Annotated in this window: 27 protein-coding genes; 19 read left to right on the forward strand and 8 right to left on the reverse strand. The window is 70.8% G+C overall.

Annotated elements, in window-relative coordinates; all coding sequences use genetic code 11:
• Positions 1-56 precede the first annotated feature (56 nt).
• The 3 genes from ACQEVJ_RS23850 to ACQEVJ_RS23860 all read left to right on the forward strand — a co-directional run bounded on the left by ACQEVJ_RS23850 (position 57) and on the right by ACQEVJ_RS23860 (position 2,509).
• Entirely contained in the window at positions 57-428 is a 372-nt protein-coding gene (locus ACQEVJ_RS23850) for a hypothetical protein (protein ID WP_433104508.1), read from the forward strand.
• A 95-nt stretch (positions 429-523) separates the two neighbouring features.
• Positions 524-1,198, forward strand: coding sequence for a DUF6766 family protein (locus ACQEVJ_RS23855; protein WP_433104509.1), 675 nt, complete (start codon positions 524-526; stop codon positions 1,196-1,198).
• Positions 1,199-1,309: 111 nt separating this feature from the next.
• Entirely contained in the window at positions 1,310-2,509 is a 1,200-nt protein-coding gene (locus ACQEVJ_RS23860; RefSeq protein ID WP_433104511.1) for a hypothetical protein, read from the forward strand.
• Positions 2,510-2,568: 59 nt separating this feature from the next.
• On the opposite strand, the gene ACQEVJ_RS23865 is transcribed toward ACQEVJ_RS23860, so the two are convergent.
• Together ACQEVJ_RS23865 and ACQEVJ_RS23870 are read right to left on the reverse strand one after the other, a co-directional pair.
• On the reverse strand, positions 2,569-3,150 hold the full coding sequence (locus ACQEVJ_RS23865) for a hemerythrin domain-containing protein (protein ID WP_433104513.1): 582 nt from the start codon (positions 3,148-3,150) through the stop codon (positions 2,569-2,571).
• A 126-nt stretch (positions 3,151-3,276) separates the two neighbouring features.
• On the reverse strand, positions 3,277-4,575 hold the full coding sequence (locus tag ACQEVJ_RS23870) for a cellulose-binding domain-containing protein (RefSeq protein WP_433104515.1): 1,299 nt from the start codon (positions 4,573-4,575) through the stop codon (positions 3,277-3,279).
• A 454-nt stretch (positions 4,576-5,029) separates the two neighbouring features.
• Between ACQEVJ_RS23870 and ACQEVJ_RS23875 the strand changes: the two genes are divergently transcribed.
• Positions 5,030-6,058 carry an ROK family protein gene (locus tag ACQEVJ_RS23875; protein WP_433104517.1) on the forward strand — a complete coding sequence of 343 codons (1,029 nt, stop codon included), beginning with the start codon at positions 5,030-5,032 and terminating at the stop codon, positions 6,056-6,058.
• Positions 6,059-6,185: 127 nt separating this feature from the next.
• Positions 6,186-6,536: a hypothetical protein gene (locus tag ACQEVJ_RS23880; RefSeq protein ID WP_433104519.1), complete on the forward strand. Its 351-nt coding sequence runs from the start codon at positions 6,186-6,188 to the stop codon at positions 6,534-6,536.
• A 10-nt stretch (positions 6,537-6,546) separates the two neighbouring features.
• Here the strand turns inward: ACQEVJ_RS23880 and ACQEVJ_RS23885 are convergent, their stop codons facing one another.
• A complete protein-coding gene (locus ACQEVJ_RS23885) occupies positions 6,547-7,206 on the reverse strand; it encodes an Lrp/AsnC family transcriptional regulator (protein WP_433112937.1) in 660 nt (219 codons plus the stop codon).
• Positions 7,207-7,345: 139 nt separating this feature from the next.
• Between ACQEVJ_RS23885 and ACQEVJ_RS23890 the strand changes: the two genes are divergently transcribed.
• The 8 genes from ACQEVJ_RS23890 to ACQEVJ_RS23925 all read left to right on the forward strand — a co-directional run bounded on the left by ACQEVJ_RS23890 (position 7,346) and on the right by ACQEVJ_RS23925 (position 15,269).
• Entirely contained in the window at positions 7,346-8,941 is a 1,596-nt protein-coding gene (locus tag ACQEVJ_RS23890) for an ABC transporter substrate-binding protein (RefSeq protein WP_433104521.1), read from the forward strand.
• 22 nt (positions 8,942-8,963) lie between these two features.
• Positions 8,964-9,989, forward strand: coding sequence for an ABC transporter permease (locus ACQEVJ_RS23895; RefSeq protein WP_433104523.1), 1,026 nt, complete (start codon positions 8,964-8,966; stop codon positions 9,987-9,989).
• Positions 9,986-10,861, forward strand: a complete 876-nt coding sequence (locus tag ACQEVJ_RS23900) for an ABC transporter permease (protein WP_433104525.1) — start codon at positions 9,986-9,988, stop codon at positions 10,859-10,861. The genes ACQEVJ_RS23895 and ACQEVJ_RS23900 overlap by 4 nt, the downstream gene beginning before the upstream one ends.
• Positions 10,858-11,661, forward strand: coding sequence for an ABC transporter ATP-binding protein (locus ACQEVJ_RS23905; protein ID WP_433104527.1), 804 nt, complete (start codon positions 10,858-10,860; stop codon positions 11,659-11,661). The genes ACQEVJ_RS23900 and ACQEVJ_RS23905 overlap by 4 nt, the downstream gene beginning before the upstream one ends.
• Positions 11,658-12,605, forward strand: a complete 948-nt coding sequence (locus ACQEVJ_RS23910) for an ABC transporter ATP-binding protein (protein ID WP_433104529.1) — start codon at positions 11,658-11,660, stop codon at positions 12,603-12,605. Before ACQEVJ_RS23905 ends, ACQEVJ_RS23910 begins: the two co-directional genes overlap by 4 nt.
• Positions 12,602-13,615: a M24 family metallopeptidase gene (locus tag ACQEVJ_RS23915; RefSeq protein ID WP_433104531.1), complete on the forward strand. Its 1,014-nt coding sequence runs from the start codon at positions 12,602-12,604 to the stop codon at positions 13,613-13,615. The genes ACQEVJ_RS23910 and ACQEVJ_RS23915 overlap by 4 nt, the downstream gene beginning before the upstream one ends.
• 266 nt (positions 13,616-13,881) lie before the next feature.
• Entirely contained in the window at positions 13,882-14,538 is a 657-nt protein-coding gene (locus ACQEVJ_RS23920) for a hypothetical protein (RefSeq protein ID WP_433104533.1), read from the forward strand.
• 605 nt (positions 14,539-15,143) lie between these two features.
• Positions 15,144-15,269 carry a hypothetical protein gene (locus tag ACQEVJ_RS23925; protein ID WP_433104535.1) on the forward strand — a complete coding sequence of 42 codons (126 nt, stop codon included), beginning with the start codon at positions 15,144-15,146 and terminating at the stop codon, positions 15,267-15,269.
• 316 nt (positions 15,270-15,585) lie between these two features.
• On the opposite strand, the gene ACQEVJ_RS23930 is transcribed toward ACQEVJ_RS23925, so the two are convergent.
• Positions 15,586-15,780 (reverse strand): CsbD family protein, encoded by a 195-nt coding sequence (locus tag ACQEVJ_RS23930; protein ID WP_433104537.1) that lies wholly within the window; start codon positions 15,778-15,780, stop codon positions 15,586-15,588.
• A 190-nt stretch (positions 15,781-15,970) separates the two neighbouring features.
• Between ACQEVJ_RS23930 and ACQEVJ_RS23935 the strand changes: the two genes are divergently transcribed.
• Together ACQEVJ_RS23935 and ACQEVJ_RS23940 are read left to right on the forward strand one after the other, a co-directional pair.
• Positions 15,971-16,447, forward strand: a complete 477-nt coding sequence (locus ACQEVJ_RS23935) for an SPW repeat protein (protein ID WP_433104539.1) — start codon at positions 15,971-15,973, stop codon at positions 16,445-16,447.
• 158 nt (positions 16,448-16,605) lie between these two features.
• Entirely contained in the window at positions 16,606-17,568 is a 963-nt protein-coding gene (locus ACQEVJ_RS23940; RefSeq protein ID WP_433104541.1) for a glutathione S-transferase family protein, read from the forward strand.
• On the opposite strand, the gene ACQEVJ_RS23945 is transcribed toward ACQEVJ_RS23940, so the two are convergent.
• Positions 17,569-18,741, reverse strand: a complete 1,173-nt coding sequence (locus tag ACQEVJ_RS23945) for an aminotransferase class V-fold PLP-dependent enzyme (RefSeq protein WP_433104543.1) — start codon at positions 18,739-18,741, stop codon at positions 17,569-17,571. It lies immediately after the preceding gene.
• A 124-nt stretch (positions 18,742-18,865) separates the two neighbouring features.
• Here ACQEVJ_RS23945 and ACQEVJ_RS23950 point away from each other — a divergent pair, with 124 nt between their 5' ends.
• Both ACQEVJ_RS23950 and ACQEVJ_RS23955 read left to right on the forward strand, forming a co-directional pair.
• Complete coding sequence (locus ACQEVJ_RS23950; RefSeq protein ID WP_433104545.1) at positions 18,866-19,174, forward strand: helix-turn-helix transcriptional regulator; 309 nt, start codon at positions 18,866-18,868, stop codon at positions 19,172-19,174.
• A 166-nt stretch (positions 19,175-19,340) separates the two neighbouring features.
• Positions 19,341-20,333, forward strand: a complete 993-nt coding sequence (locus ACQEVJ_RS23955) for a TerC family protein (protein ID WP_433104547.1) — start codon at positions 19,341-19,343, stop codon at positions 20,331-20,333.
• Between the two features lie 7 nt (positions 20,334-20,340).
• On the opposite strand, the gene ACQEVJ_RS23960 is transcribed toward ACQEVJ_RS23955, so the two are convergent.
• From ACQEVJ_RS23960 to ACQEVJ_RS23970, 3 genes are all read right to left on the reverse strand, one after another.
• Positions 20,341-24,099: an FHA domain-containing protein gene (locus ACQEVJ_RS23960; RefSeq protein WP_433104549.1), complete on the reverse strand. Its 3,759-nt coding sequence runs from the start codon at positions 24,097-24,099 to the stop codon at positions 20,341-20,343.
• 49 nt (positions 24,100-24,148) lie between these two features.
• On the reverse strand, positions 24,149-24,592 hold the full coding sequence (locus ACQEVJ_RS23965; RefSeq protein ID WP_433104551.1) for a CBS domain-containing protein: 444 nt from the start codon (positions 24,590-24,592) through the stop codon (positions 24,149-24,151).
• A gap of 288 nt (positions 24,593-24,880) precedes the next feature.
• On the reverse strand, positions 24,881-25,279 hold the full coding sequence (locus ACQEVJ_RS23970; RefSeq protein ID WP_433104553.1) for a DUF4240 domain-containing protein: 399 nt from the start codon (positions 25,277-25,279) through the stop codon (positions 24,881-24,883).
• 311 nt (positions 25,280-25,590) lie between these two features.
• Here ACQEVJ_RS23970 and ACQEVJ_RS23975 point away from each other — a divergent pair, with 311 nt between their 5' ends.
• Together ACQEVJ_RS23975 and ACQEVJ_RS23980 are read left to right on the forward strand one after the other, a co-directional pair.
• On the forward strand, positions 25,591-25,716 hold the full coding sequence (locus ACQEVJ_RS23975) for a hypothetical protein (RefSeq protein ID WP_433104555.1): 126 nt from the start codon (positions 25,591-25,593) through the stop codon (positions 25,714-25,716).
• Positions 25,713-26,360, forward strand: a complete 648-nt coding sequence (locus tag ACQEVJ_RS23980) for a 4'-phosphopantetheinyl transferase family protein (protein ID WP_433104557.1) — start codon at positions 25,713-25,715, stop codon at positions 26,358-26,360. The genes ACQEVJ_RS23975 and ACQEVJ_RS23980 overlap by 4 nt, the downstream gene beginning before the upstream one ends.
• The last annotated feature ends 38 nt before the right edge of the window (positions 26,361-26,398 follow it).

The following is a 26,398-nucleotide window of genomic DNA, read 5'->3' on the forward strand; positions in this document are numbered from 1 at the left end:
CACCGGGCGGAAACTCCGTTCAGGTTTCACTTTCGTCTCCCGGGTAGTCGCGGTCCATGGGCATACGAGCAACGGCGGTCGTCTGCCTCGCGCTGGTCGCCGCGGGGTGCGCCTCGGCGGACAACGCCTCGGTCACCGCGACGGCGCAGCGGTTCCTGTCCGCGGCCGGGGAGGGCCGGGGAGGACAGGCGTGCCTCCTCCTTGCCCCCAGGGCCGCACGGTCGCTGGACGACTGCGAGAAGCAGATCGTGTCGGCCGGCCTGCGGGCGGGCGCCGTACGCGGCGTGGAGGTGTGGGGCGACGAGGCACAGGTGCGGGTGGACGGCGACACGCTCTTCCTGCACCGCTTCCCCGACGGCTGGCGCGTGCGGGCCGCGGGCTGCGAACCCCGCACAGAGCAGCCGTACGAATGCGAGGTGGAGGCTTGAACGGTGCGCGCACGCTCTACGCGGTGCTGCTGGTCACGATCGCGCTGGTCCTCACGTACGTGATCGTCGTCGGCCTGGCGGGGAGGTAGCGGCAGGTGAGGCGTCTGGTCAGGGACAACGCGCTCGCGCTGTGCTTCCTGCTGCTGTTCCTGCTGAGCCTGGCCGGGCAGTCGGCGGCGGGCGCGGCGGCGTTCAACGAGGAGCAGGTGGCGAACGGCGGTTTCCCCGTCACGTGGGCCGAGTACGTCACCTCGTCGGCCTTCGCCGTCGACGTGGCCGAGAACTGGCAGTCGGAGTATCTGCAGTTCTTCCTCTACATCCTCGTCACCGTCTGGCTGGTCCAGCGCGGCTCGCCGGAGTCGAAGAAGAGCGGCGAGGAGGGCCTGCAGTCCGACGCCGAGCAGAAGGTCGGCCGGTATGCCGAGCCCGGCTCCCCCGCGTGGGCGGCGGCGGCAGGCTGGCGACGGGCGGTCTTCAGCCACTCGCTGGGCATCGCGATGGGCCTGCTCTTCGTGCTGTCCTGGCTGGCCCAGTCGGTGGCCGGTCTCGCGGCCTACAACCACGAGCAGCTCGCCCAGCTGGAGGACCCGGTCGGCTGGGGCGGCTACGTGACCTCCGCCGACTTCTGGAACCGCACGCTGCAGAACTGGCAGTCGGAGTTCCTGGCGGTCGCCTCGATGGTCCTGCTGGCGATCTTCCTGCGTGAGCGGGGCTCATCCCAGTCGAAGAAGGTCGGCGACCCACATTCCGCGACGGCGTCCAGCGGCTGACGGCCCCCATGCCACCGGATGACAATCCCGGCCAAAGGCTCCGAATGTCCACGTTTGTCGCATTCCACGGTTTGGGTACGCCCAGCGCCAATCGTGGGGAGGAGCACCGAGATGACGTTCAATCCGCTGAAGGAGCGAGGGATTCCGCTGGATCGGCAGCTGCGCAACTGGCGCGAGCTGAATGTGACGCCGATCGATCCCGACCGCGCCGATCCCTACACGCGGTGCCGGATCATCACGATGAACGGCATCGAGATCGAAGCGATCATGTTCAGCCATCATTTCGCCAGGCGCTGCCCTGACCTGGAGGTGCGGCAGCGCCTGGCGGAGGTGCGCTACATCGAGGCCCAGCAGCAGAAGGCGGTCAACTGGCTGCTGCCCGGGCTGGCCTCGGTGCTGGAGACGACCCTCGCCTACGAGCAGGTGGCGGTGGACCTGACCGCCTGGGTGGCCCGGATGGAGCCCGACCCCTACCTCAAGCAGGCCTACCAGTTCGGCGTGCTGGAGGACTTCGACCATCTGTACCGGTACGCCAACCTCTACGAGATGATCGAGCACCGCAAGGCCGAGAAGATCGTAGACCGGCTGACCGAGGTGATGCCCGGCCGGCCGACGAAGATGCATCACCGCCATCCGATCGACAACGTGCGCGAGCACTACGACCGGGAGAAGGCGAAGCCGATCTCGAAGCTGCACGCGTTGACCGTCATGTCCGCCGAGCAGCAGACGATGAACTTCTACATGAACGTCGGCCCGATGTACATGGAGCCGATCGCGCGGCAGCTCTACCAGGAGATCGGGCTGATCGAGGAAGAGCACGTCACGCATTACGAGTCGCTGCTCGATCCGGGTGAGACGTGGTGGGAGCAGTGGCTCAACCACGAGTACAACGAGTGCTACCTGTACCACTCGTTCATGGAGACCGAGTCGGACCCGAGGATCAAGGCGATCTGGGAGCTGCATCTGAACATGGAACTGGAGCACCTGCGGATCGCCGCCGACCTGTTCCGCAAGCACGACGGGCGCGATCCGGAGCAGCTGGTGGCTCCCGCGCTGCCCAAGCCGGTGACGTTCGAGCCCAACAAGGAGTACCTGCGCGAGCTGATCGCCACGCAGATCGACTACACGACTCTGGGCACCGGGTACGTCCAGGAGGCCCACGAGCGGTTCCAGCGCTGGCAGGAGCAGCTCATGGGCGGGGAGGAACCGCCCAGCGAGCGCGTCATCGACGAGAACCGCGCCAGGTCGGGCGACGAGTACCGCCTGGAGACCGAGGGCACCCACCCCCTCTACAGCCTGCGCGCCCACTGAGGGCGGGTCCCGGCCCGGCTCCGCACGTACGCGTACGGACCCGGGCCGGGGATCGGGCCCTACCTGCGCAGCGCCTGGCGGATCAGGTCGCGTGCGCGATCCATGATCGCTGCGGGCGGGCCCAGCAGCAGGTTCCTCGTCATCGACTCCACCCCCGGGTGCGGACGGGTCGGTGCCATCGCCTCGGCGGCCCGGACGCCGAGCGCCATCGCCCGCCGCTCGGCCGCCGTCGTCTCGGCCCGGAGCCTGGTGAACTCGTAACGCTCCTCGGCCCGCGCGTGCGCGAGCACGGCCATCCGCAGTTTGTTCAGCTCGGGCATGAAGCCGGGGTGCTCCGGGCCCATCTCGTCGAGCCTGCTGAGGATCTCCTTGGCCTCGCGCTCCTCCTTGAGCCGGTCGGCCACCACGCCCGCTCCCCCGTCCACCCGCAGCCGCGTGTAGGGGTGGACGATCTCCTCCTCCGCCGTCTCGTGGACGGCCAGCATGCGCACCAGCCGCCGGAACGGCTCGTGGCGCTCGCCTGGCGCGGCGTGCTCCACCTCGTCGAACATGTCCCTGATCAGCGAGTGCTGGTGGACGAGCAGGTCGACGACGTCGCCTTCCTTCATCAGTTCGGGCATCGGGTGCTGCACGTCGGTCATGTCCCTCTCCCCTCGGATGCGGCGCCCGGCCTCCCCCGGGAGGCCGGGCGCCGGACGAAACGGGACCACGGTCGAGCCTGACCGCACATGGCGGACACCCGGCTATCTACCCCTGCCGTGAGGTGATCAGCAGCCGATCGGGCTCGACCCCAGCGCCACGTCGTCGTACCAGAGGGTGTCCGCGTCGCCGCCGTAGCTCTCCCAGCCCAGGCGGAACGTCGTGGGCCGCGGCGCGGTGGAGCGGCGCAGCCACTGGGCGTCCACGTCCTGGGTGGGCGTGCCGTCCACCCGCAGGCCGGTGATCTCCTGGTCGTCCAGGTACGTACGCATGGCCTGCTGGGTGGTGTCGATCTGGAAGCGCAGGCAGACCCAGCGGTTGACCGGCAGCGGGCTGCTGAGCGCGACGCCGGAGGGGCTCTGCTCGGGGAGCGTGGCGTCGTCGGACTCCCGGTTCCACTGAAGGGCGCCGTTCTGGCCGCCGATCCGCAGGTCCTTGCCGCCGTCCCTGGAGTCCGACATCGTGATCATCGAGACGTGGGTCGCCGGGAGAGCGGTCGTGTGCCGCACCCACATGCGCCCGTACACCACGGGCGAGATGGCGGAGACGTTCTTGGTGGTGGCGGCGAAGACGTGGTTGCAGTAACCGCCGCCGCCGTTGATCCGCAGCGACCTGCCGCCGCTGTGCGCGGTCGTCGTGTCGATCGTGGCGGTGCCGGTCCCCTGGCAGTTGGGGGTGGTCACCTGCCACTCACCCGACGGCGTGCCCGACTGGTCCTCGAAGCCGGAGCAGACGACCAGGCCGGTCCCCGAGCAGCCGGACGGCGGGGGCGTCACCGACGGGCTGGGCGAGGGCGAAGGAGACGCCGAGGGGGACGGGGAGGCAGACGGCGAGGCGGACGGCGAGGGAAACCGCGACGGCGACGGCGACGCGTCCACGGTCGGGGACGGCGAAGGCGAAGGCGATGGCGAGGAGGTGCCGCCGCACGGCACGCCGTTCAGCGACCAGTCGGACGGCGGCGTGAGGCTGCCCGACCAGGTGCCCTGGAACCCGAAGTCGGCGGTGCCGCCCGTGGCCAGCGAGCCGTTCCAGTCGACGTTGACCGCGGTCACGGTCGCACCCGACTGGCTGACCTGGGCGTTCCAGGCGTTGGTGATCTGCTGGCCGGTGCCCGCCGTCCAGCGCAGCGTCCATCCGCTGATCGCCGAGCCGAGGTTGGTGAGCCGCACCGACGCGGTGAAGCCGCCCGGCCACTGGTTGGTCGTGTAGTCCACCTTGCAGACGGGAGCCGCGGAGGCGGCGCCGGGCACCAGCACGACCACGAGGCCGGCGACCAGCGCGGCCAGGGCCGCGACCAGGCGCGCCGCCGGAGAGCCCGGCAGGCCGCGGGCGGGGCGAAGCCCTCGGACGGGACGAAACTGCTTCATGCGTACCTCGATTTCTGCGCATCTGCACGTACGGCACGCCGCCCGGCTCGCGCGCCGCGCCCCCGGGACACGCACGGACGGGCGAGGGCAGGCGCTCCCGCTCGGGGCCGCGGCCACTGGGACAGATGGGTCGCGACGCTGCGGCCCCCGGACGCAGATGTTTTCTCCGCGTCGCGGAACCGGTCAACGGACGCCGCCGCTCCCGGACCGGGCCCGCCCGCGCCGCGACGACGCCCGCGCAGCTCACGGGCACGGCGGCGGCCGGAGACGACCTGGCGCGGGCGACGGCGCGAACTGAATCTTTCACCGTGCGCACCCGCGCGCCTTCGCGCCCCAACCCCCGCGCGCCCGCGTGCGGCACGCGCTCCGCCCGTTCCGCCCCGGCCGGTGCCCCCGAGCGCCCGACTCTCGTAGTCTTCGCACTGACACGCGCGAACGCAAAGGACAACCCCCAATGGCAGATGCAGGGTCCTGGGTCGTAGTCGGGCTCGACAACGGCGGCACAAGCAACAACGCGACCGTTCTCGACGCCTCCGGGCGGTTCCTCGTGGACCGGATGGTCGAGACCCCCAGCCTCGTACGGGAGGGTCCTGAGACAGCGGTCGAGCAGCTTCTGCTCGCCCTCGACAACGTGCTGGAGCTGACCGGCACGCCGCGCTCCACCGTACGCGCGGTGGGCCTGGACACCCCCGGCCCGGCCAGCGCCGACGGTGTGATCTCCTCGAAGGGCGCGACCAACTTCGTCGATCCCGGCTGGTTCGGCTTCGACTTCCGCGGGGCCCTGGAGGCCCGGCTGGGGCTGCCGGTCGTCTACAACAACGACGGCAACGCCGCGGCCCTCTACTCCCACCACGTGCGCTTCGGGCCGGACGCCTGGCAGCACTCGTCGGTCTCGGCGATCGTCGGCACCGGCCTCGGCGGCGGCGTCATCCAGTCGGGGCACGTGGTGAAGGGCGCGGCCGGGATGGCCGGCGAGCTCGGGCACGTCCACATCCCCCTGCAGGGCCTGCTGGAGGACGACCAGCCGCTGCCCGAGTGCAACTGCGGCTTCGTCGGGGACGCCGAGAGCGTCGCCTCGCTGACCGGCATCGAGAAGAACCTGCTGCCCTACTGGCTGACCCGCTTCCCCGGCCACGAGCTCCACGGGGTCGAGCCCGTCGGCAAGGCCGCCAAGCTGCTGCGCGCCTACGCCGAGAACGGCGACCCGCTCGCGCTCAAGGTCTTCGAGCAGCAGGCCATGGCCATCGGCAGGCTGTTCACCATCGCGGCCAACTTCACCGACCCGGACGCGTACTTCCTGGGCGGCGGGGTGGTCGAGGCGGCCCCGCACTTCCGCGAGTGGTTCCTGGAGAAGGTCCGCGAGCACACCCTGCTGCGCGAGGAGCAGCGGCGGGTGGCCACCGTGACGCTGGTCGAGGACCTCGACATGGCCGGCGCCCGGGGAGCGGCGCTCGCCGCCCTCGCCGAGATCGTCGGCCGCTGACACCTGTTCACGATCCGGCCCGGCCGGGGCGGGTGATCTGGACGGATCACCCGCCCGGCCGGGGTCCGGTGAACGGAACGTCCAGAGCGGGTTGCGAATCTCGTTCGGTTCGGCACGATGTGGAGTCGTGAACGACACAGACCTGCTCAACGGCCGCCGCTTCGTCATGATCAGCTCCACGGCCAGCGAGGTGGACGCCGACGCGCCCACCGAGTTCGCGTACGAGGAGTCGGGCGGCGTCATCTGGGGGCACTACACGGGCGACACCGTCGTCCACGGCCGGTTCGTCGGCACGCGGGACGCCGACCGCATCGAGCTGTCCTACGTCCACCTGCTGAAGACCGGCGACCGCGCGAGCGGCCGCAGCACCAGCCGCATCGAGATGGGCCAGGACGGCCGGCTGCGCCTGGTGGAGGAGTTCCAGTTCGAGGGCGACGACGCCACCCACGTCAGCGTCTGCGCCGAAGTGATCTCGTGATCCGTCTCCCCTAAGTCGCATCACGCAGCGCCGCGCGGCCCTCGGCCGCACCGACGAACCGCATCTTGCCGAGCGGCAGTCCCTGCCCCTGTCCCTGCTCGGGGTCCGACGAGGGCGAAGGGCCGGGCCGCCGCGGGGCGCCGCGGCCCCGGTCCCGCTCCCGGTCGCTCGGCAGCACGTACGGCCGCCTGAGCACCTCGTCGAGGATGAACACGGTCTCGGTGGCCTTGACGGCCGGGATGTTGGCCAGGCGTTCGGTGACCATCGCGTGCACCTCGGCCACGTCGGCCATCCTGACCTGGATCATGGCGTCGTGCTGCCCGGTGGTGATGGCGCAGTACTCCACCTCCGGCATCTGCGCGAGCTGGGCGCGGAACTGCCGCCACATCTGCTGGCGCACGGTCACGAAGATCAGCGCGACGATGCCGAGGCCGGCCCGCTGGTGGTCGATCTCGGCCGTGAAGCGCCTGATGACGCCGTCGGCGCGCAGCGCCTCGAAGCGCGTGTAGGCGTTGGCGCGGGAGATCCCCACCCGCTCGGCGAGGGCGGACACCGAGACGCGCCCGTTGTCCCTCAGCACCTCCAGGATCTTCAGATGGGTGGCGTCCAACTCCAGGCCGATGCCGATCCGTCCAGTAGGCCCGCCCCCGGACCCCGAGTTGCTTGACATTTCGGTCACTGGTTCATCCTCCACGGGAGATTCGTCTCGGCTTGGCCGCATGAGCTGGACTTTCTGCCGGACAATCCTGGACGATCGGCGACCAAACGTCCACACGGCCACGAGTTGGCCAATTTTCGGAGGACACATAATGACGACCCGTTCGTGGCAGGTGAGGGCCGGCCTGCTCCCGGTTGCACTCACCGGCGCCCTCGCCCTCGCGGCCTGCTCCGGCGGCGGCTCGTCCAGCAGCACCCAGAGCGGCGCCGCGGGCAAGACGCTCGTGATAGACACCTCGTTCGACCTCAAGACGGCGGACCCGGGGCGGACCTACGAGCCGACCGGCCTGATCGTCGACAAGGCGACCTACGACACGCTTCTCACGTTCGAAGGCGCCGACGTCACCAAGCCGGTGCCGTCGCTCGCCGAGTCGTACGAACTGTCGCCCGACGGCAAGGAGCTCACGCTCAAGCTGCGGCAGGGCGCCAAGTTCGCCGACGGCTCCCCGGTGACGGCCGACGACGTGGTGTTCTCCCTCACCCGCGTGCGCGACATGAAGGGCACGCCGTCGTTCCTGCTCGACGGCGTGGAGATCGCCAAGACCGACGACACGACCATCACCCTGACGTCGAAGACCCCCAACCCGGCGCTTCCGTACATCCTGCCGAACCCGGCCCTCGGCATCCTCAACTCGAAGGTGGCCAAGGAGCACGGCGCGACGAACGACCCGAACGACAAGGCCGAGCAGTACCTGAACTCCACCGCGGCCGGCTCGGGGCCGTACACGATCGAGTCGTTCAACGTGAGCAGCCAGGTCGTGCTGAAGGCGAACGCGCAGTACTGGGGCGCGAAGAAGCCGTACTACGACAAGGTCGTCATCCGCAACGTCGAGTCGGCCACGCAGAAGCTCAACGTGCAGCGCGGCGACAGCCAGGTGGCGCTGAACCTGTCCGGCGACCAGGTGACCGGCATCTCCGGCGGCCTGCAGGTCAAGCGGACCGCCTCGGCGTTGGTGTTCTACGTGCTCGCCAACCAGGACCCGGGCGTCAGCAAGGTCACCTCCAACCCCAAGTTCGTCGAGGCCGTGCGCAAGGGCATCGACTACCAGGGCCTGCTGGAGCTGGCCGGCGAGGGCTCGACGCAGGCGTCGGGCATCATCCCGTCGATGTTCCTCGGCGCGCTCCCGGCCGACCAGGCGGCCAAGCGCGACGTCGAGGGCGCCAAGGCGGCGCTGGCGGAGAGCGGCGTGTCCGACCCCACGGTCAAGCTGGAGTACCCCAGCGAGCTGACCGTGAACGGCCTGTCCTTCCAGCCGCTGGCCGAGCGCATCCAGGCCAACCTCAAGGAGGTCGGCATCACGGTCGAGCTGACCCCCGCTCCGGTCACCACCGCTCTGGACAACTACCGCAACGGCAAGGAGGAGCTGGGCCTGTGGTACTGGGGCCCCGACTTCCCCGACCCCAGCAACTACCTGTCGTTCGCCCCGGGCAAGCTGGTCGGCCTGCGGGCCGGATGGAAGACGGGCGCGGACAAGGACGTCGAGACCGCGGCCGACAAGGCTGGCGCCGCGGTGACCGACGACGACCGCAAGCAGGCGTACACCGACTTCCAGCAGAAGCTCAACGCGACCGGTCCGTTCATGCCGCTGATCCAGCCCGGCCAGAACATCGTGACGGCGGCGTCCGTCACCGGTGTGGAGTACCACCCCGTGTGGACGATCAATGTCGCCGACCTCGGCGCCAAGTAGCCGCCGTACGGGGAGCCGGGCGGTGCGCAGCCCGCTCGCCCGGTTCCTGGTCCGGCGGATCATCACGGCGCTGCTGCTGGCGGTGGGCATCACGCTGGTCACCTTCGTGCTGGCCAACCTGGTGCCGGGCGACCCGGTGGCGGCCAACCTCGGTCAGCGGGCGCTCGGCGACCCGGCGATCGTGGCCCAGTGGCGCGCCGACCACGGCCTCGACAGGCCGCTGCCGCAGCAATACCTGATGCACCTCGAAGGACTGCTGCACGGCGACCTCGGGACGAGCCAGCAGAGCCACCGCCCGGTGCTGGACGACCTCGCCGAGTCCGTGCCGGCCACCCTGGAGCTGGCCGGGGCCGCCATCCTCATCTCGCTGATCCTCGGCGTCGGATTCGGGGTGGTCGCGGCGCTGCGCCGGGACCGAATCTCCGACCATGTGCTGCGGGTGCTGAGCCTGGTCGGCATCTCGGTGCCGACGTTCTGGCTCGCGCTGGTGGCGTTCTACGTGTTCTTCTTCCGGCTGCAGATCACCCCGGGCAGCGGCCGCATCGATCCCGGGATGACCCCGCCGCCGCAGTTCACCGGCCTCTACACGGTCGACTCCCTGCTGTCGGGACGCTGGGACGTGTTCTCCTCCGCCGTCGGCCACCTGGCCGCTCCGGCGCTCGTGCTGGCCCTCTACACGATCGGCCTGCTGACGCGGTTCACCCGCTCGGCGGTGCTGGAGGTGCTCGGGCAGGACTACGTACGCGCCGCCCGCGCCAAGGGCCTGCCCGGCCGCGTGGTGCTCTTCCGGTACGTCCTGCGCCCGGCGCTGGTGCCCGTCATCACCGTGGCCGGCCTTGCGTTCGGCAGCCTGCTGTCCGGCACCGTGCTGGTGGAGGCCGTCTTCGCCTGGCCGGGTGTCGGCCAGTACGCCTACAAGAGCGCCACCACCCTCGACCTGCCCGCCGTCATGGGCGTCGGCCTCGTGGTGGGCGTGGTCTACCTCGTCATCAACCTGGTCGTCGACGTGCTGTACGGCGTCATCGACCCGAGAGTGAGGGTCTCGTGAAGCGCGCCGGCCTGTTCGCGCGCACCCGCGTGAGCCGGCTCCCGCAGGCGTGGCGGCGGCCGCTGGCTGTCGTCGGCACCGTCGTCGCAGTGGCCTGGATCGTGGTCGCGCTGGCCGCGCCGGTGCTCGCGCCGCACGACCCGCTGGCGCAGGAGCTGCCCCGGCTCGCGCCGCCCGGCCCCGGCCACTGGCTCGGCACCGACCAGCTCGGCCGCGACATCCTCAGCCGGATCATGTACGGCGCGCGGGTGTCCATCCCGCTCACGCTGCTGCTCGTGGCACTGTCGGTGCTGATCGGCGGCCTGCTCGGCGCCTGCGCCGGATACTTCGGCCGGTGGGTGGACGAGACGATCATGCGCCTGGCCGACCTCGTGTTCGCCTTCCCCACCGTCATCCTCGCGATGGTCGTCGCCGCCGCGCTCGGCGCGAGCCTCGGCAACGCGGTGCTCGCCGTGCTCGTCGTCGCCTGGCCGGCGTACGCGCGGGTGACCCGCGGCCTCGTGCTCGGCGTACGGGAGCGGGAGTTCGTGCTGAGCGGCCGGTTGCTGGGCTTTTCGGCCTGGCGCTCGCTGCGGGTGGACGTGCTGCCCAACGTCACCGGGCCCGTCCTGGTGCTCGCCACCCTCGACATCGGCACCGCGCTGCTGCTGCTGTCGGGCCTGTCGTTCCTCGGGCTCGGCGCCAAGCCGCCGTCGCCCGAGTGGGGCGCGATGGTCGCCGCCGGGGTGGACGTCTTCGACAGCTGGTGGGTCGCGACGTTCCCCGGCCTGGCCATCCTGACGGTCGTTCTCGCGTTCAACTTCCTCGGCGACACGCTGCGCGACGCGCTCGACCCGCGTACCGCCCGGGCGATCAAGGAGCGTGCGCTGTGACGGCGCAATCACGGGCGGCCGCGCTGACGATCGAGGGGCTGCGGGTGTCGATCGGCGGCCACGACGTGCTGCACGGCGTCGACCTGACCCTGGAGGCGGGGCGCGTGCACGGCCTCGCCGGGGAGAGCGGCTCGGGCAAGACCATGACCGGTCTCGCCGTGCTCGGCCTGCTCCCCCACGGCTCCCGCGCGTCGGGGCGGATCGATTTCGGCGGCCGGGACCTGCTGGAGATGCCGGCCCGTGAGCTCAACGAGGTGCGCGGCGCGAAGATCGCCATGGTCTTCCAGGACCCGGCGACCAGCCTGCACCCGATGCTGACGGTCGAGCGGCAGCTCACCGAGCACATGCGCCACCACCTGGGGATCGGCAGGAAGGAAGCGCGGGAGCGGGCCGCCGGCCTGCTCGCCAAGGTGCGCATCCCCGGCCCGCAGGAGGCGCTGAAGCGCTACCCGCACCAGTTCTCCGGCGGCATGCGGCAGCGGATCGCCATCGCCGTCGCGCTGGCCTGCGAGCCCGAGGTGCTCATCGCCGACGAGCCGACGACCGCGCTCGACGTGACCGTGCAGGCCGGGATCCTCCGCCTGCTGCGCGGCCTGTGCGACGACCTCGGCCTCGCCGTCCTCCTCGTCACCCACGACCTCGGCGTGATGTCGGCGGTCGCCGACGAGGTGAGCGTGATGAAGGACGGGCTGGTCGTGGAGACCGGCCCGCGCGCTCAGGTGCTGCGCGAGCCGCGCCACCCCTACACCCGCTCGCTGCTCGACGCCCTGCCCGTGCCTCCTGGGGAGAACTCGCCATGACCGTGCCTCTTACTGGGCCCCTGTTGTCCGTGGAGGACCTGGTCGTGGAGCACCGCACACCGGGCCGCCCGGTCGTGCGGGCCGTGGCCGGGGCCAGCCTGCACGTCGCCGCCGGCGAGGTGGTCGGCCTGGTCGGCGAGTCGGGGTGCGGCAAGTCCACCCTGGCCCGGGCGGTGTGCGGGCTGCACGGCGCGGCCTCCGGACGGATCCGCGTCGGCGGGCACCCGGTGAGCCCCCTCGGGCTGCGCCGCAGGGACCCGGCGCTGACCGGCGTGCAGATGGTGTTCCAGGATCCGTACTCCTCGCTGAACCCGCGCCGCCGCGTCGGCGCGCAGATCGCCGACGGGCTGCGCACGGCGGGGGACACCGCGACCGAACCCGCCGACTTGCTCGAACGGGTCGGGCTGCCACGCGCGTTCGCCGGCCGATACCCGCACGAGTTCTCCGGGGGGCAGCGGCAGCGCGTCGCGATCGCGCGGGCGCTCGCCGCCCGGCCCTCGCTGCTGATCGGGGACGAGCCGATCTCCGCTCTGGACGCCTCGGCACAGGCGCAGGTCGCCCGGCTGATGCGCGACCTCGCCGTGGAGTCCGGCGCGGGCCTGCTGTTCATCAGCCACGACCTGTCCGTCGTACGGCTGATCGCCGACCGGATCGCGGTCATGTACCTCGGAAAGGTCGTGGAGACCGGGCCGACCGCGGAGGTCTGGGCCGACCCCAGGCACCCGTACACGCGGGCGCTGCTCGCCGCGATCCCCTCCCCCGACGGCGCCGGGGTGCTGCCCGCCGAGCTGCCCGGGGACGTGCCCGACCCCGCCGATCCCCCGGCGGGCTGCCGGTTCCACCCCCGCTGCCCGTTCGTCATGGACGTGTGCCGGGAGCGGGAACCGGACTTCGGCCCTGTGGCCTGCTGGCTGCACGAGCCGGAGCCGTCCGCCTCGTCATGATCGACCCGCTCATACTGGAGGACGTACGCGCCGGGATGGCCGGAGCGGGCATCGACGCCCTCGTGCTGCGGCCCTCCCCCGACTTCCGGTATTTACGCGCACGCTCGGCGGGGCTCTCGGAGGCGGGCGTGTGGGAGGCGGGCTACCTCGTGGTGGCGCTCGACGGGCCGCCCGCCCCGGCCGACGACCCCCGGCAGGCGGCGGCTCTCGTGCCGCCGACGGCCCGCCGCGTGGCGGTGGACCCGCAGATGCACGCCGCCGAGCTGTTCGCGCTGCGTCTGGACGCGGAGCTCGTGCTCGCCTCGGCCGTGCTCGCGCCGCTCCGCCTGCGCAAGCGGTCCGACGAGGTGGCCGCGATGCGGCGCGCCGCCGCGGCGGCCGACGCCGTGCTGCTCGCCGCCCGCGAGTTCGCGTGGTTCGGCGCCACCGAACTGGCGATGGCCCGCAGGCTCCGGGCGATGCTCGCCGAGACGGGTTGCGAAGGGGCGCCCTCCGTGCTCGTCGCCGCGGGCGAGCACTCCGCCGACGCGCGGCACCAGCCATGTGAACGGGTGATCAACCCCGGCGACGCGCTGCTCGTCTCGCTCGGCGGACGCTGGAACGGCTACTGCGCCGAGATCGCCCGGGTCTTCGCGGTCGCCGAGCCGCCGGAGGACTTCGACGCCATGTACTCGGTCGTCCTCGCCGCCCAGCGGGCCGCCGTCGACCGCGTACGCCCCGGAGTGGCGTGCGCGGAGGCCGCGACGGCCGCCCGCGAGGTCATCGACGGCAGCGGCTACGGCGACTACGCCGCCGCCCGGGCCGGCCGGGGCATCGGGCTGAGCCCGGCGGAGGCGCCCTGGCTGGCGGCCGGGGAGAAATTCGCGGCCGGGATGACCGTCTGCCTGGAGCCCGCCATCTACCTGCCCGACCTCTTCGGCGCCCGGGTGGCCGACGTGGTCGTGTGCGGCGAGGATGGGCCGGAGTTGCTCAGCACCGGTTCCCGCGCGCTGCACGTCCTCGACCGTTAGGCCGGCGCTCACACGGGCAGTCCCGGACCCACCGCGTCGAGTTCCTCTACCCGGTCGAACAGCAAGATCCCTATGCGTGTCAGGCCCACCATCCTCGCGCAGGGGGCGTACGGAGACGAAACCACCGGCAAAAGTGGGCAAATAGTCGCTATCGGCACCAGCAACCACAGGAGGCTCGATAGAGGATAGAAAGGTCATTTTCCCGAAGCTTCCGTGGGTCGAGCAGAGATCCGCGATCGGGGGGATACGTCATCGGGGGAGGATCCATGACCACGACCGAGGCGACGCCGGGCACGACCACGGCAGGCACGACTGCCGGCACGGCCACGACCGGCACGACGACCGCCCGGGGCCGGACGACCCGTGCCCGGACGACCAGGCCACCCACACCCACGCCCACCCCGTCCACCGGCCCGGGCATGGAGATGAAGGAGGAGCACCGGCCTCAGCTGGACCTGAACCTGCCGTTCCTGCGGCTCCAGCTGCGGGCGCCCGAAATGCACCTGCCGCACGTGGACATGCCGCACATCAGCGGCCGTGACGTCGGGCACGCCATGGACGTCGCCCGGACGTTCCTTCCGCCGCCCGAGCGCATCATGTACTACGGCGGTCTCGGCGCGCTGGCCGTGCTCGGCATCCTCGAATGGCCGGTGGCGGCGGCGATCGGCGCGGGCACGTTGATCGCGCAGCGCGCCAGGTCCCGGGAGCAGCGCTGGTCCCCGCTCGGCGGCCCGCAGAGGGAGGCACGGGGGACGACCGCGCCCACACCGGGGACGGCCGCCGCCGGCGCCGGAGCCAAGCAGGAGCCGGCGGCGCCGGCGGCAGGGCGGACGGCGGGGAGGAGAACCACCACGGCCAAGGGCGAGGCGAAGACCCCCGCCACCGGCACCACCACCCGGCGCACCAGGGCCGGCGCCAAGTAACGCGGGGCGCCTCGCGCGGGTCCGCGAACCGGCGGCACCGCGCGATCGGCGCGCATCACATCACCGGAGCACGGAGGGCGACCGGCGCGCGTCCAGCGCCCGCAGCGCACCGTGTGACGAGCGCGCACCGCGTGACGAAGCGCACCAAGTGACCAGCGCACATCGGGTGACGAACGCGCACGTCGTGACGAAAGCGCACGTCGTGACGAACGCGTACGTCGTGGCGAACGCGCATGTCGTGACGAAAGCGCACCGCGTGACGGTGCAGCAGGCGATCGGGGCGCAACGGGCAACCGGCGCTCAGCAAGGGAAGCCGGCGCGCAGGGGGCGACCGGCGGACGATCGGCGCGCGGCGACCGGCATGGGTCGGTGCGGGGCCGGCGCACGCTCGGCGCCAGACCCGGGCACACTCGGCACGGGACCGGCGCACGCTCGGCCGCGCCGGGGGCAAGTCATGATCGGGGACCCGGCAGGGGACGCATGATCAGGACGCGTATCCGCAACGGTCATCGACCGTTCACCGAACGGTAACCTTAACTACGCCGTTCTGGGAGGTTTATGCGTCACTCTTCCCTAGAAGCCGATTTGTCCTACCGAGGTGTGAAGTGTCTGAGTTCCTCGCCGCCATACTCTCCCGTGCGGCCATCATGGTCCTGGAGGCGCTGCTCGTGCGTCTCATCCAGACTCTCGTGACGTCGACCTTCCGCGTCTCGCTGCCGCACGCGGCCTGACACGGCGAGCGTCCTTCATCTTCGCGGGCCGGCGCCGCCTGCCCGGAACCACCGGCTCTCTCCGCAGCGCCACGGATCCGGAGACGACCGTCCCCACGCGAGCCCGCGTCCAGTGAACAGCGTCCAGTGAACAGCCGGTGAACAGCCCGGTAAACAAGGAAGCCGGCTCCCCACGGAGCCGGCCACTCTCTCCATAACCTCACCGGGGGACGGGAGCGCCGGGAAGTCGTGCCCGGCTCGGCGGCCCCTCGTCCCCCGGCGACGGTCACCGACCCGATCGTCCGGGCCCCTGATGACCTGTCGCCTCCCGCGCGGGTCAGTCCTTGAAGGCGTCCTTCACCTTGTCTGCGGCGTCCTTGACCTTCTCGCCGGCCTGCTTCATGTGACTCTTCGACTGGTCGGCCCGGCCCTCGGCCTCCAGGCTCTCGTCGTCGGTGACCCTGCCGAGCCCCTCCTTGGCCTTGCCGGCGACCTCTTCCGACTTGTTGCGGAACTTGTCCTCGGTGCTCATCCGGACGCTCCTCTCGGTTCCAGAAGCTGACGAACACCCTCTTTCCGCTGGTGAAGGGGCTAAACGCCGCCCGGTGTGTCCCCGCTCACACCTCGCAAACACAATCCCACCAAAACGGGAAAAAGTGACGAATCCGGCGTACGCTAGGAATAAGGACTAAAGCACACACCTCTGAAGGGTGGTGTGACGTATGACACACGGTGCCGACATCGGGACGCATCCCGACATCATGCAGATGCGCGCTCGCTACGAGGCCGCCGCGGCGAATCCCGCGGCACAGCTCGCCGATGGCCTCACGCTCCTGAGCGGCCTGTATCTAGCGCTCTCGCCGTGGATCGTCGGATTCAGCGGCACGCGAACTCCGCTTGCCGTGAACAACCTGATCATCGGCCTCGCCGTGGCGCTCCTGGCGATGGGGTACAGCTCGGCGTTCGGGCGCACCTATGGAATCTCCTGGGTCGCCCCGCTGCTCGGTATCTGGACCATCATCGCCCCCTGGGTGATCCGCGGGGGCATGGCGACCACCTCGACGATCATCAGCAACGTGGTCGTCGGCGCGCTCATCCTGATCTTCGGCCTGGCGACCATGCAGTTCGGGATGATGGAGCGCGGGCGCCCCGGCGGCTTGCGCACCACGGGATCGGCGCACATGGGACCGGCCCACTGACCGGACCCGGCCAACGGCGGGCGGCGCCCCGCCCCGCGCCGGCCACGCGGCGCGCAGGCGCGGCACCGCCGTCCCGGGAATGCCGGCGCCGCCGATGCCACGGCGGTCATGTCACCGGCTCCCGTTACTCTCGTCGGAGACGAGAGGACGGTGGCGGCGTGACGACAACGGCCCCCGTCGCGAGTCCGGTGGACTTCGCGGCCTACGGTGACTACACGATCAAGGCGGCCACCCGGCCGGACGGGTCGTTCGAGCGGCCCCTGTACCGCTTCCGCGACCGCGTGACGGCCGACGGAAGCGGCGGATATCCCGCTGAGTCCGGCCGGTACCACCTGTACGTGTCATTGGCCTGCCCGTGGGCCCACCGTTCGGTCATCGTCCGGGCGCTCCTCGGGCTGGAGGACGTCGTGTCGATGTCCGTCGTCGATCCCGTGCGCGACGGGCGCGGGTGGGCGTTCCGCGAGGGCCCCGGCCACGGCCCCGACGAGCTCAACGGATTCACCCTGCTGCGGGAGGCGTACGAGGCGACCGAGCCCGGCTACGACGGCCACGTGTCGGTGCCCGTGCTGTGGGACCGGCGCACCCGCAGGATCGTCAGCAACAACTTCCCCGACATCAGCCTCGACCTCGGCCAGGCGTTCGGGCGGTGGGCCAGGCCGGAGATCGACCTCTACCCGGAGGACCTGCGGGGCGACATCGACGCGCTCAACGAGCGCGTGTACGCCGACGTCAACAACGGCGTGTACAAGTGCGGCTTCGCCGAGAGCCAGGAGGCGTACGACGCGGCCGTGACGACGCTGTTCGCGGCGCTCGACGAGCTCGAGGAGCGCCTGGCCGGCAACCGCTACCTGTTCGGCGACCGGCTCACCGAGGCCGACGTCCGCCTGTGGGTCACGCTGGCCCGGTTCGACATGGTGTACGTGACCCACTTCAAGGCGAACGTCCGCCGCCTGGCCGACTACCCCAGCCTCTGGCGCTACGCCCGGGACCTCTACGCGAACCCGGCCTTCGGCGGCACGACGAACTTCGACCACATCAAGCGGCACTACTACGGCACCCACCCGAAGATCAACCCGCTGCGCATCGTGCCCTCGGGGCCGGTCGTCGACTGGAGCCTGTAGTCATGCGGAGGGCAGCGCCTCGCACAGCCGGTCCAGTTCGTCCTCGGTGTTGTAGTAGTGCACCGAGGCCCGCACGAGCGAGGGCAGCGCGCGGGCCTCGAAGTCCCACCGGGCGGAGTACGCGGCGGACACCGAGACGTTGACCTTCGCGGCCGACAGCCGGGCGGCCACGTCCCGGCTGTCGTGCCCGTCCACGGCGAACGTCACGATGCCGCACCGCCGCGCGCCCCGGTCGTGCACGGCCACGCCGGGGAGCGCGGCCAGCCGCCCGCGCAGCGCCTCGGCGAGGCCGGTCACGCGCTCCTCGATGGCGTCGAGCCCGAGGCTCAGCGCGTAGTCGGCCGCCACGCCGAGACCGATCTTGCCGGCCACGTAGCCCTCCCAGTTCTCGAACCGCCGGGCGTCGCCGCGCACCTCGTAGGAGTCGGCGGAGGTCCACGTGGCGGCGTGGAGGTCGAGGAACGGCGGCTCCAGGCGGTCGAGCATCCGTCGTGAGCAGTAAAGAAAACCGGTGCCGCGCGGCCCGCGCAGGAACTTGCGGCCGGTCGCCGACAACAGGTCGCAGCCGATCTCACCGACGTCGACCCGCAGCTGCCCGACCGACTGGCAGGCGTCCAGCAGGAACGTCACCCCGGCCTCCCGCGCCACGGCGCCGATCTCGGCCGCCGGGTTGACCAGGCCGCCCTGGGTCGGCACGTGGGTGACGGCGATCAGTTTGACCCGCTCGTCGATCATGTCCCGCAGCGCCTCGACGGACAAGGCGCCCGTCTCGTCGTCGGGCACCACCTCGACCCGTACGTCGTACCGCCGGGCGGTCTGCAGGAAGGCGATCACGTTGCTGGCGTACTCGGCGCGGGACGTCAGGATGCGGTCGCCCGGCTTCCACGGCAGGGAGTAGAAGGCCATGTCCCAGGCGCGGGTGGCGTTCTCGACGAGGGCGATCTCGTCGCGGTCCGCGCCGACGAGCTCGGCCAGCGCGTCGTAGGTCCGCTCGGATCTGTCGAGGGCGGCGGCGGCCGCCTCGTAGCCGCCGACGCGCTCCTCCAGGCGCAGGTGGTCCACCACGGCGTCGGTCACCTGACGCGGCGGCAGCGACGAACCGGCGTTGTTGAGGTGGACGACGTGCTCGCATCCCGGCGTGTCCGCCCGCACCCGTCCGACGTCGATGGTCACCTGAAGCCTCCCAGAAGATCCCGAAAGCCCCATTCTGCCCGCACGGCCTGGGCGGGTCCCGCCGTGGCGGTGCGGCAGGGGTGGTCGACCCTGGTTTCGCGAATCGCCCATCGCATAATGAGGTATGAGCACCTCCTCCCCGGCGGGTGGCTGGGCGTTCCTGACCAACCACGCCCACGTCCTGCTCGCGCTGTCCCGCGATCCCGACGCGCGGCTGCGGGACGTCGCCGAGTCGGTCGGCATCACCGAGCGGGCGGCCCAGGCGATCGTCTCCGACCTGGAGGCGGCCGGCTACCTGCGCCGTGAGCGTGTGGGGCGGCGCAACCATTACACGATCAACCCACTGGCCCCGTTCCGCCACCCGATCGAGCGGCACCGGCACATCGGCGAGCTCCTCGAGCTGTTCGGGGCGCCGGTTGACGCACGAAGCTGATTTCGTGAATACTTGAACACAGTTCGAGGGGGAGTACCCGGCTTCCTCAGCGTCGTCATCACGGCCGCCGTCGTAGGGCGTCCCGGCGCGAGGGTCACCGCTGGCGGTGGCACGGGGAGACCGTCGACCTGCCGAGCCCGCCCATGCGGCGGTGAGGAGGTTGACGATGTCTGTGCCCCTGTGGGTCTGGGCCGCGGTTCTGGCGGTCATCCTTGCCATGCTCGCCGTGGACCTGTTCGCCCATCGCCGCGCCCACGTGGTGGGCGTCCGCGAGGCGCTGGCCTGGTCGGGGGTGTGGATCGCGCTGGGCCTCGGCTTCGGGGTCGTGGTCTGGCTGGCCTGGGGGCCGGGGGCGGGCGGGGAGTACCTGGCCGGTTACCTCATCGAGAAGTCCCTGGCCGTCGACAACGTCTTCGTGATCGCGCTGCTGTTCTCGTTCTTCGCGGTCCCCCGCGAGCTGCAGCATCGCGTGCTGTTCTTCGGCGTGCTCGGCGCGCTGGTCTTCCGCGCGGCGTTCATCGGCGCGGGCGCCGTCCTGCTCGACCGCTTCCACTGGATCCTGTACGTCTTCGGCGCGTTCCTGCTCTACACCGGCGTGAAGATGGCCAGGCATTCGGCGATCGAGGTGCACCCCGACCGCAACCCGGTGCTGCGCGCGATGCGCCGGCTCATCCCCGTCACCGACTCCTACCATGGCCAGAGGTTCCTCGTACGGCAGGACGCGGACCGGCGGGGCGGGCGGCCGGGCGGCGGGTGGGCCGCGACGCCGCTGCTGGCCGTCCTGGTCGCGGTGGAGACCAGCGACATCGTCTTCGCCGTCGACTCGATCCCGGCGATCTTCGCCGTCACCTCCGAGCCGTTCCTCGTCTTCACCTCGAACGCGTTCGCGATCCTGGGGCTGCGGGCGATGTACTTCCTGCTGGCCGGGGCCATGCACCGGTTCGGCTATCTGCGGTACGGCCTGGCGGCGATCCTCGTGTTCGTCGGCGCGAAGATGCTCCTGGCGGACGTGTACAAGATCCCCGTATGGCTGTCGCTCACGGTCATCTGCGCCTTCCTCGTGATCTCCGTCGGCGCGAGCCACTACAGGAACCGCCGCGAGGAGCGCGCGGCAGCCCTCCGGCAGGGGTCAACCGGCACCGCTGATCCCTTGCCGTGATCGAGGGTCAATCGGGAAGCGGTAGCGGACCACCGTGGCCGGGCATGCCCCGGTCGGCCGGGATCGGCTCCTCGACCGAACCGTCGGCGGTGATGCCCTGACCGCGGGTCTGCTCGGCGAGGCGCTGGTAGTAGGCCGAGACCGCGGCGAGCGCCTCCCGTGTCGCGTTCAGCAGCGTGGCTCCCGCCTGCTCGACGACGTCGGCCTCGTGGATCTCGAACGCCCGGATTCCTTCCAGCACGGCGGTTTTCAGGTCGCGCAGCAGTTGGACGTCGGCGTGGGCGTAGACGCGGCACAGCGCAGTGACCCGCCGGAAGTCGTCCCCGGCGAGCAGCAGATCCTTGACGGCGGATACGGAATGCCGGACCAGCCCCACATCCGGCCGCGCGGACATGACGGCGAGATCCGTGTCGAAGGACCGGATGTCCAGGTGCGGGTCGCAGAAGCCTGCGGTGAGTTGCCACAGGGTGCGCAGGTCCTCGTGCACCAGCCCGTCCAGATAACTGACCAGGAACCGCCGGTGCGCCTCGAGGACGTACTGCGCCTTGAAGGGCGTCAACTCCCGGGGATCTTCGCCCAGGGTGGTGACCGACGTGGTGAATCCGTAGTCGCCGGTCAACGCGTTTTCCATGCCGACCAGCAGGTACACGAACCGCACCCAGGTCCGGAACAGTTCTTCCAGCGGCAGCGCGCGCAGACCGTCCTCGGTGAGCACCACGCCCCACCGGGCGCCGAACCGCAGCCTGCGCAGATGGCCGATCTGGTACATCGCGAGTTGGGCGTCGATCTCGGCGTGCACGTGGTGCAGCACTTTCCGATACGCCACGGTCGCGTCGAGCCCGACGTGATTGCGGATGATGTGCGGCCCGCCGATGTGCAGGTGCAGGAATTCGCTGACGTCGTACACCGCGCCGCCGATCGCCATCCAGTAGCCCGCGTCGGGGGTGTTGCGCCGCGCCAGATCCGACACCTCGAAGCGGGGACCCTGCTGCGCGTGGCCCAGATAGGTGGTGAAGACGTCCTGGCCCAGACGTCCGTCGGCCACCAACCGGCGGAGGAATTCGCGGCCGTCGCCGGGCACGATGTCGGTCAACGCCTGGAGTACGGAGGCGGCGAACCGTGCGCTGCCGCACACGTAGACGAATGCGCCGCGGCCGCCGTCGTCGGTGGGCCGCAGCAGCTCCCAGAGTGCGTCCGCCTCGGCGCGGATCACGTCGTCCACCCGGCGGCGCTGTCCGGCTTGGACGACGTGGCGCCGGCCGTCGAATCCGATCGAGGCATCGGCGCGGGAGAACGCGACGGAGAGCTTCAGCCGGCCCGCGGCCGCCGCCGCGTCCAAGTCCGCGTGCTCGACGAACTCCTCCGGCGTCCGGATCCCCAGATAGAGCCGATTCTCGCCCGGCCCCATGTTCTCGCCCGGCCCCATGTTCTCCGCCGGCTCCATGTTCTCCGCCGGCTCCATGCGCGCGGCGACGAATCCCAGGAACGGGGCGATCCCGGAACCGGCCGCGAACATGACGACGGGCCGGGCAGGATCGGCCGGCAGCCGGAACCGGGGCGTGGGGACGATCTGCAGCGACAGCCGGTGCCGGCCCTCGGCGCTCACCCGGCGCAGGAAATGCGATGCCGTACCCTGTCGTTCCCGCGGGTACGACCACGGCGTCTGGGCGGAGGTGTAGCCGAGGCCGGCGACCACCAGCCGCAGCGTGGTGGCCGGTTGGCCGGGCGGCGGCGCCGAGGCGATCGAATACAGCCGGAACGGCTCGGGCGGAATCACCGCGCAGAACGCGTCGTCCTCCTGTGGATCGGCCTTCCACAGCCGGGTGACGTCATATCCGCCCGCGTACAACAGGTTCAGGACGTCCCACAGCTCCCACTGGTCCTCCATGCGGGCGTCCACCACTCGCTGCCACGAGCCCACGGCTGTCAGTTTCACCAGCCGTTTCGCCACCTCCCGTCCGATCGGCCGGAGCCTGGCGAAGCGCAGCAATGTCCGCAGCGGCAGCACGTCGACCTCGCCGTAGCCCGCCCGGCAGGCCACCGCCGCTCGCCACTTCGGGGTGAGCCGCACCAGCTCGTCTCCGGTCGCCTGCAGGGCGGCGACGGTGCGGCGCACCAGCTCGTCGTCGTTCTCGGCCAGTACGCCGACCCGGTCGCCGGGCAAGTGGTGCACGCCCTGCCCGGCGACGTCGACCTCCAGATGACAGGTCCATGCGCCGGACTCTCCGGTGACGACACGGCCCCGGCGGGCGGTCCCGAACACCACCGGCGGACCCACCGGTGGGCGGCGCTCGTCGCGGACGACGGCCAGCTGGTCGTCCACCTTGTCCCAGGTGCGGTCCTTGAACAGTCCGGTGAACCGGGCTCCGGTCGTCACCTGCCGGCCGACCTTGAACGCCACCTCCAGAAAGCCGTACGCCTTGATGCGGTGCAGGCCCATCCAGCCGCGGTCGCCCAGATAGGCGTCGAGCATGGCGTTGTAGACGCCGCGCAAGGTGCTGTTGCGGGTGTCCTCGATGTACTGGCGCACCGACACCTCGCGTAACGCGGCCACCAGTTCCTGCCAGTGCCGAGGGAAGAAACCGGCGAGGTAGACGCTCTGTCGCCCGACCAGCGAGCCGTAGTCTCGGCGCTCGAGAAAAGCGTCCAGCGCGTGGATCTGCGGTTGGGCGGTGCCGCTCGGGCTGGGTGCGCCGTCGAAGATCGGGATGCCCGCGGTGCCGACGGTCTTGGCCCACAGCACCTGATCGAGCGGATGCCGGGCGCGGGGGTTGGGATCGAGTTGCGGATAGATGGCCTGGGTGACGTGCTGCAGCCGGTCGAGGATCACCAGTAGCGCGCTCTCCAGGGCGGCCGGATCGTCCGCGACGACGGCCTCCTGGGCATCCAGCATGGCGCCCAGCACGGGCGTGAGCCCCATCGCGAATTCGGTGGTGACCAGGTAGAACACCTGCTCCGCCGAGTTGTTCCAGGTCGGCACGAGCAGGTCCATGTTGTCCAGCGCCCGTGGCCCGGCGGGATCGCGCAGCCGCCAGTTGTAGAAGAACAGATCGATGTAGGAGACGGCCGGGATCTTCTTGCCCAGTCGGCGCGAGACCGTGGTCCACGGCCGCAGCAGCGACTCGGGCAGAGCGGTCGGCGGATCGATCGCCATGTACTGATAAGCGTGGGCGAAAACGCCGAGCAGAGTCGAGGCGCGCAGCAGGTATCGGTCGGGCAACGCCTCGGGCCGGGCGTCGAGCACCGGCATCGCGTCGAACGCCCGGCGCAGCGACAGCCGGCGGAACAGCTCGGGGAGCTGGTCGGTCATCTCGTCCCAAGCTCGGTGCGATTCCGCGAAGGCCGACAGCGGCGGCTCGTACGGCAGAAATCCGTGCGCCAGCGACAGGAACCCGTCGAGTTCGTGCCCGACCCGCCGATTGTGCGCCTCGGCGGCCTCCACCACGCGCCGTGCGGGGATGCGCGGTGGCGCGACCGGCCGCAGCATGGTCATCTGGCTCGGATCGATGAGGCCCGTCGCTTCCGGGTCGAAGAACGTCCACGTCAGCTCGTATCGGCCGATGCGCATGCGATCCCCGGGGACGAGCACCCGGCGCGTCACCCGCGTGTCGTTCACGTAGGTTCCGTTGGAGCTGCCGAGATCGGTGAGCACCAGGTGGTCGTCGACGATCTCCAGCCGCGCGTGGCGCCGGGAGACCGTGCCGTCGTCCAGCACCACCGCGGCCGCACCGCCGTCCCGGCCGAGAATCGCCGGCAGCGCGCACACCCGCTCGCTGGTCTCTCGGGTGTGCCGATCGGTGAGGGTCAGCCGGAGTTCAGGAATGGTAGATCACCGCCCGGCACAGATCGGCCCGGGACAGCGTGCCCACAAGGGTCCCGTCGTCGACCACGGGAAGCCTTCGGATCCCGCGGTCGATCATCACGATCGCCGCCCGGGCGAGCTCGTCGATCGATCGGACCGTCGCCACGTCGCGCACGACGAGGGGGTCGATGACACGGTCGGCGAGTGCGCGGCCCCGCTCCAGGAAAATCCGGAACGCGTCGGCGAGCGTGCCGCCGGCGGCGGTCACGTCGTCGAAGCCGGGCAGCATGGCGCGCACCAGGTCCTCCTCGGACAGTGACCCGACGAACCGGCCGTCGTGATCCAGGACCATCAACTGGCCGACCTCCGACACGCTGATCATCTCAGCCGCCCGCCGGATGGTCGCGCCGAGCCGTATGTAGGCCGGGAACGCCGTCATGACGTCACTGACCAGCACGCCACCTCCCAGGTCCGCCCCTGCGGCCGTCCCGCACAATCGGTCGCCCTGGCCACTTATCCGAGACAATTATCGGCGAGTATAAATCCACACGAATGCGGTGTACATATACCCGGACGCGGTCTGTACGTACGTCAGGCCGGCCACCCCGACGCCGGTTCGGGGCCGGAGCGCTGAAGGCACCGAGCACGGCTCCGGACGGGGCAAACAGCGCTGGGCCGTCGAACAGGCCATCGCTCTGCTACACGACTCCCGCCGGCACCGCCTCACCTCATTGCGTCAGCAGCGTTACGCGAATGGAAATCCGCTGAATGCGCCGTTGTAGCAGTGCTGAGCGTGGTGACGCATTCGGGAACCGTAGTCCTGATGGGTGACCAGGGTGAGCTCGCAGGTCAGACCGCGCCGTCGGGAAAGCGTGCGGCGAGGCGCGGGTACCGGTCGAGCAGAGGCGTCGGCGGTGCCACCGGCGAGCAGGCAGGCCGCCGCCCACACCTCGGGCCGCCAGGCACGCTCCAGCGTCCGCTCGAAATGGACCGCGAAGTCGACGATCTCCCCCGAAGGCAGTCTGTCCAGATCGTCCCGCCATGCCTGCGCCACGGCGTCGCGAGGAAACTCGTCCTTGTAGTAACCGCATTCCAGCGCGGCGTACGCCTCCTCGATGACGTCCCAGAACCCGGCCTCATCCATGCCGGCCACCGTAACCGGTGGCACCCGCGCATACCGCCGCACTTACGTTCGCGCTGTCTCGGCGAGGTCAGCAGGCAACTCGTCTACAGGTTTACCGTTAGAGCCCGGCAGGCGTGCGCGTAGTACCGCCAATCCGAGCAAGGCCGGACTACCGCGAACCCGGTCATCGCGGTCGTTTCCAGTCACGGCACTAGTTATCGCAGAAAGTACGCAATTGTCTGCGATAACCTCGGTGTCCTCCTGGGAGAACACACCACCGCGGCGAAGGCGACTCCCACCGCTTTTTCCGCGATAGCGCTTCGGAGGGCATCATGGGGACGGTGCACCGGCTCAGCAGCCAGGCCGAGTCGCCCTCGCTCCGGACGAAGGCCATCGACTCTCCGCACATGGCCGCGGCGGTGCAAGGGATGTTCACGCCGCCCGGGACGGCCGCGTGATCGGCGAGATCCTGCCCCCGTGGGTGGCGTCGGCCGAGAAGTTCGGCGACGTGCCGGAGGAGACGCTGTTCCCGGAGGAGAGACCGCTCATCGCGCGGGCCATCGATCGGCGGCGGCGTGAGTTCGTCACCGGACGCCACTGCGCCCGGCTCGCGCTGGCCCGGATCGGCGTGGCGCCGGCGCCGATCCCGCGCGGCGAGCGAGGCGCGCCCGTCTGGCCCGGCGGCACGGTCGGCAGCATCACGCACTGCTCGGGATATCGCGCGGCGGCCGTCGCCTCCACGGACGACGCACGCGCGATCGGCATCGACGCGGAACCGCACGAACCCCTCCCGGAGGAGGTCCTCTCCATGATCGCCTCCCCCGAGGAGATCGCCGGCCTCCGGGCGCTGGGCGACGCGGACGGCGAGGTCTGCTGGGACAGGATCCTGTTCAGTGCCAAGGAGTCGATCTACAAGGTGTGGTTCCCGCTGACCGGCCGCTGGCTCGACTTCTCCGAGGCGGCCGTGGTCATCGAGCCCTCGGGCACGTTCCGCGCACGGCTCCTGGTCAGCGACCCGGCCATGGGCACGCGCGCCCTGTCGGGCCGGTGGCTGGCGAGCGACGGGCACATCGCGACCTCGATCGCCCTCCCCCGGCCCTGACAATCCCGCTCCAGCTCGTCGGCCGGCCGCCGGGTCGC

The organism is Microbispora sp. CA-102843 (assembly GCF_050936215.1).
GTDB lineage: Bacteria > Actinomycetota > Actinomycetes > Streptosporangiales > Streptosporangiaceae > Microbispora.

Excerpts from the sequence above, each read along its gene's own strand:
- ACQEVJ_RS23850 (WP_433104508.1), top strand. The coding sequence starts at position 57 with ATGGGCATACGAGCAACGGCGGTCGTCTGCCTCGCGCTGGTCGCCGCG.
- ACQEVJ_RS23860 (WP_433104511.1), top strand. The coding sequence starts at position 1,310 with ATGACGTTCAATCCGCTGAAGGAGCGAGGGATTCCGCTGGATCGGCAG.
- ACQEVJ_RS23865 (WP_433104513.1), bottom strand. The coding sequence starts at position 3,150 with ATGACCGACGTGCAGCACCCGATGCCCGAACTGATGAAGGAAGGCGAC.
- ACQEVJ_RS23870 (WP_433104515.1), bottom strand. The coding sequence starts at position 4,575 with ATGAAGCAGTTTCGTCCCGTCCGAGGGCTTCGCCCCGCCCGCGGCCTG.
- ACQEVJ_RS23875 (WP_433104517.1), top strand. The coding sequence starts at position 5,030 with ATGGCAGATGCAGGGTCCTGGGTCGTAGTCGGGCTCGACAACGGCGGC.
- ACQEVJ_RS23885 (WP_433112937.1), bottom strand. The coding sequence starts at position 7,206 with ATGTCAAGCAACTCGGGGTCCGGGGGCGGGCCTACTGGACGGATCGGC.
- ACQEVJ_RS23890 (WP_433104521.1), top strand. The coding sequence starts at position 7,346 with ATGACGACCCGTTCGTGGCAGGTGAGGGCCGGCCTGCTCCCGGTTGCA.
- ACQEVJ_RS23910 (WP_433104529.1), top strand. The coding sequence starts at position 11,658 with ATGACCGTGCCTCTTACTGGGCCCCTGTTGTCCGTGGAGGACCTGGTC.
- ACQEVJ_RS23915 (WP_433104531.1), top strand. The coding sequence starts at position 12,602 with ATGATCGACCCGCTCATACTGGAGGACGTACGCGCCGGGATGGCCGGA.
- ACQEVJ_RS23920 (WP_433104533.1), top strand. The coding sequence starts at position 13,882 with ATGACCACGACCGAGGCGACGCCGGGCACGACCACGGCAGGCACGACT.
- ACQEVJ_RS23930 (WP_433104537.1), bottom strand. The coding sequence starts at position 15,780 with ATGAGCACCGAGGACAAGTTCCGCAACAAGTCGGAAGAGGTCGCCGGC.
- ACQEVJ_RS23935 (WP_433104539.1), top strand. The coding sequence starts at position 15,971 with ATGACACACGGTGCCGACATCGGGACGCATCCCGACATCATGCAGATG.
- ACQEVJ_RS23950 (WP_433104545.1), top strand. The coding sequence starts at position 18,866 with ATGAGCACCTCCTCCCCGGCGGGTGGCTGGGCGTTCCTGACCAACCAC.
- ACQEVJ_RS23955 (WP_433104547.1), top strand. The coding sequence starts at position 19,341 with ATGTCTGTGCCCCTGTGGGTCTGGGCCGCGGTTCTGGCGGTCATCCTT.
- ACQEVJ_RS23970 (WP_433104553.1), bottom strand. The coding sequence starts at position 25,279 with ATGGATGAGGCCGGGTTCTGGGACGTCATCGAGGAGGCGTACGCCGCG.
- ACQEVJ_RS23975 (WP_433104555.1), top strand. The coding sequence starts at position 25,591 with ATGGGGACGGTGCACCGGCTCAGCAGCCAGGCCGAGTCGCCCTCGCTC.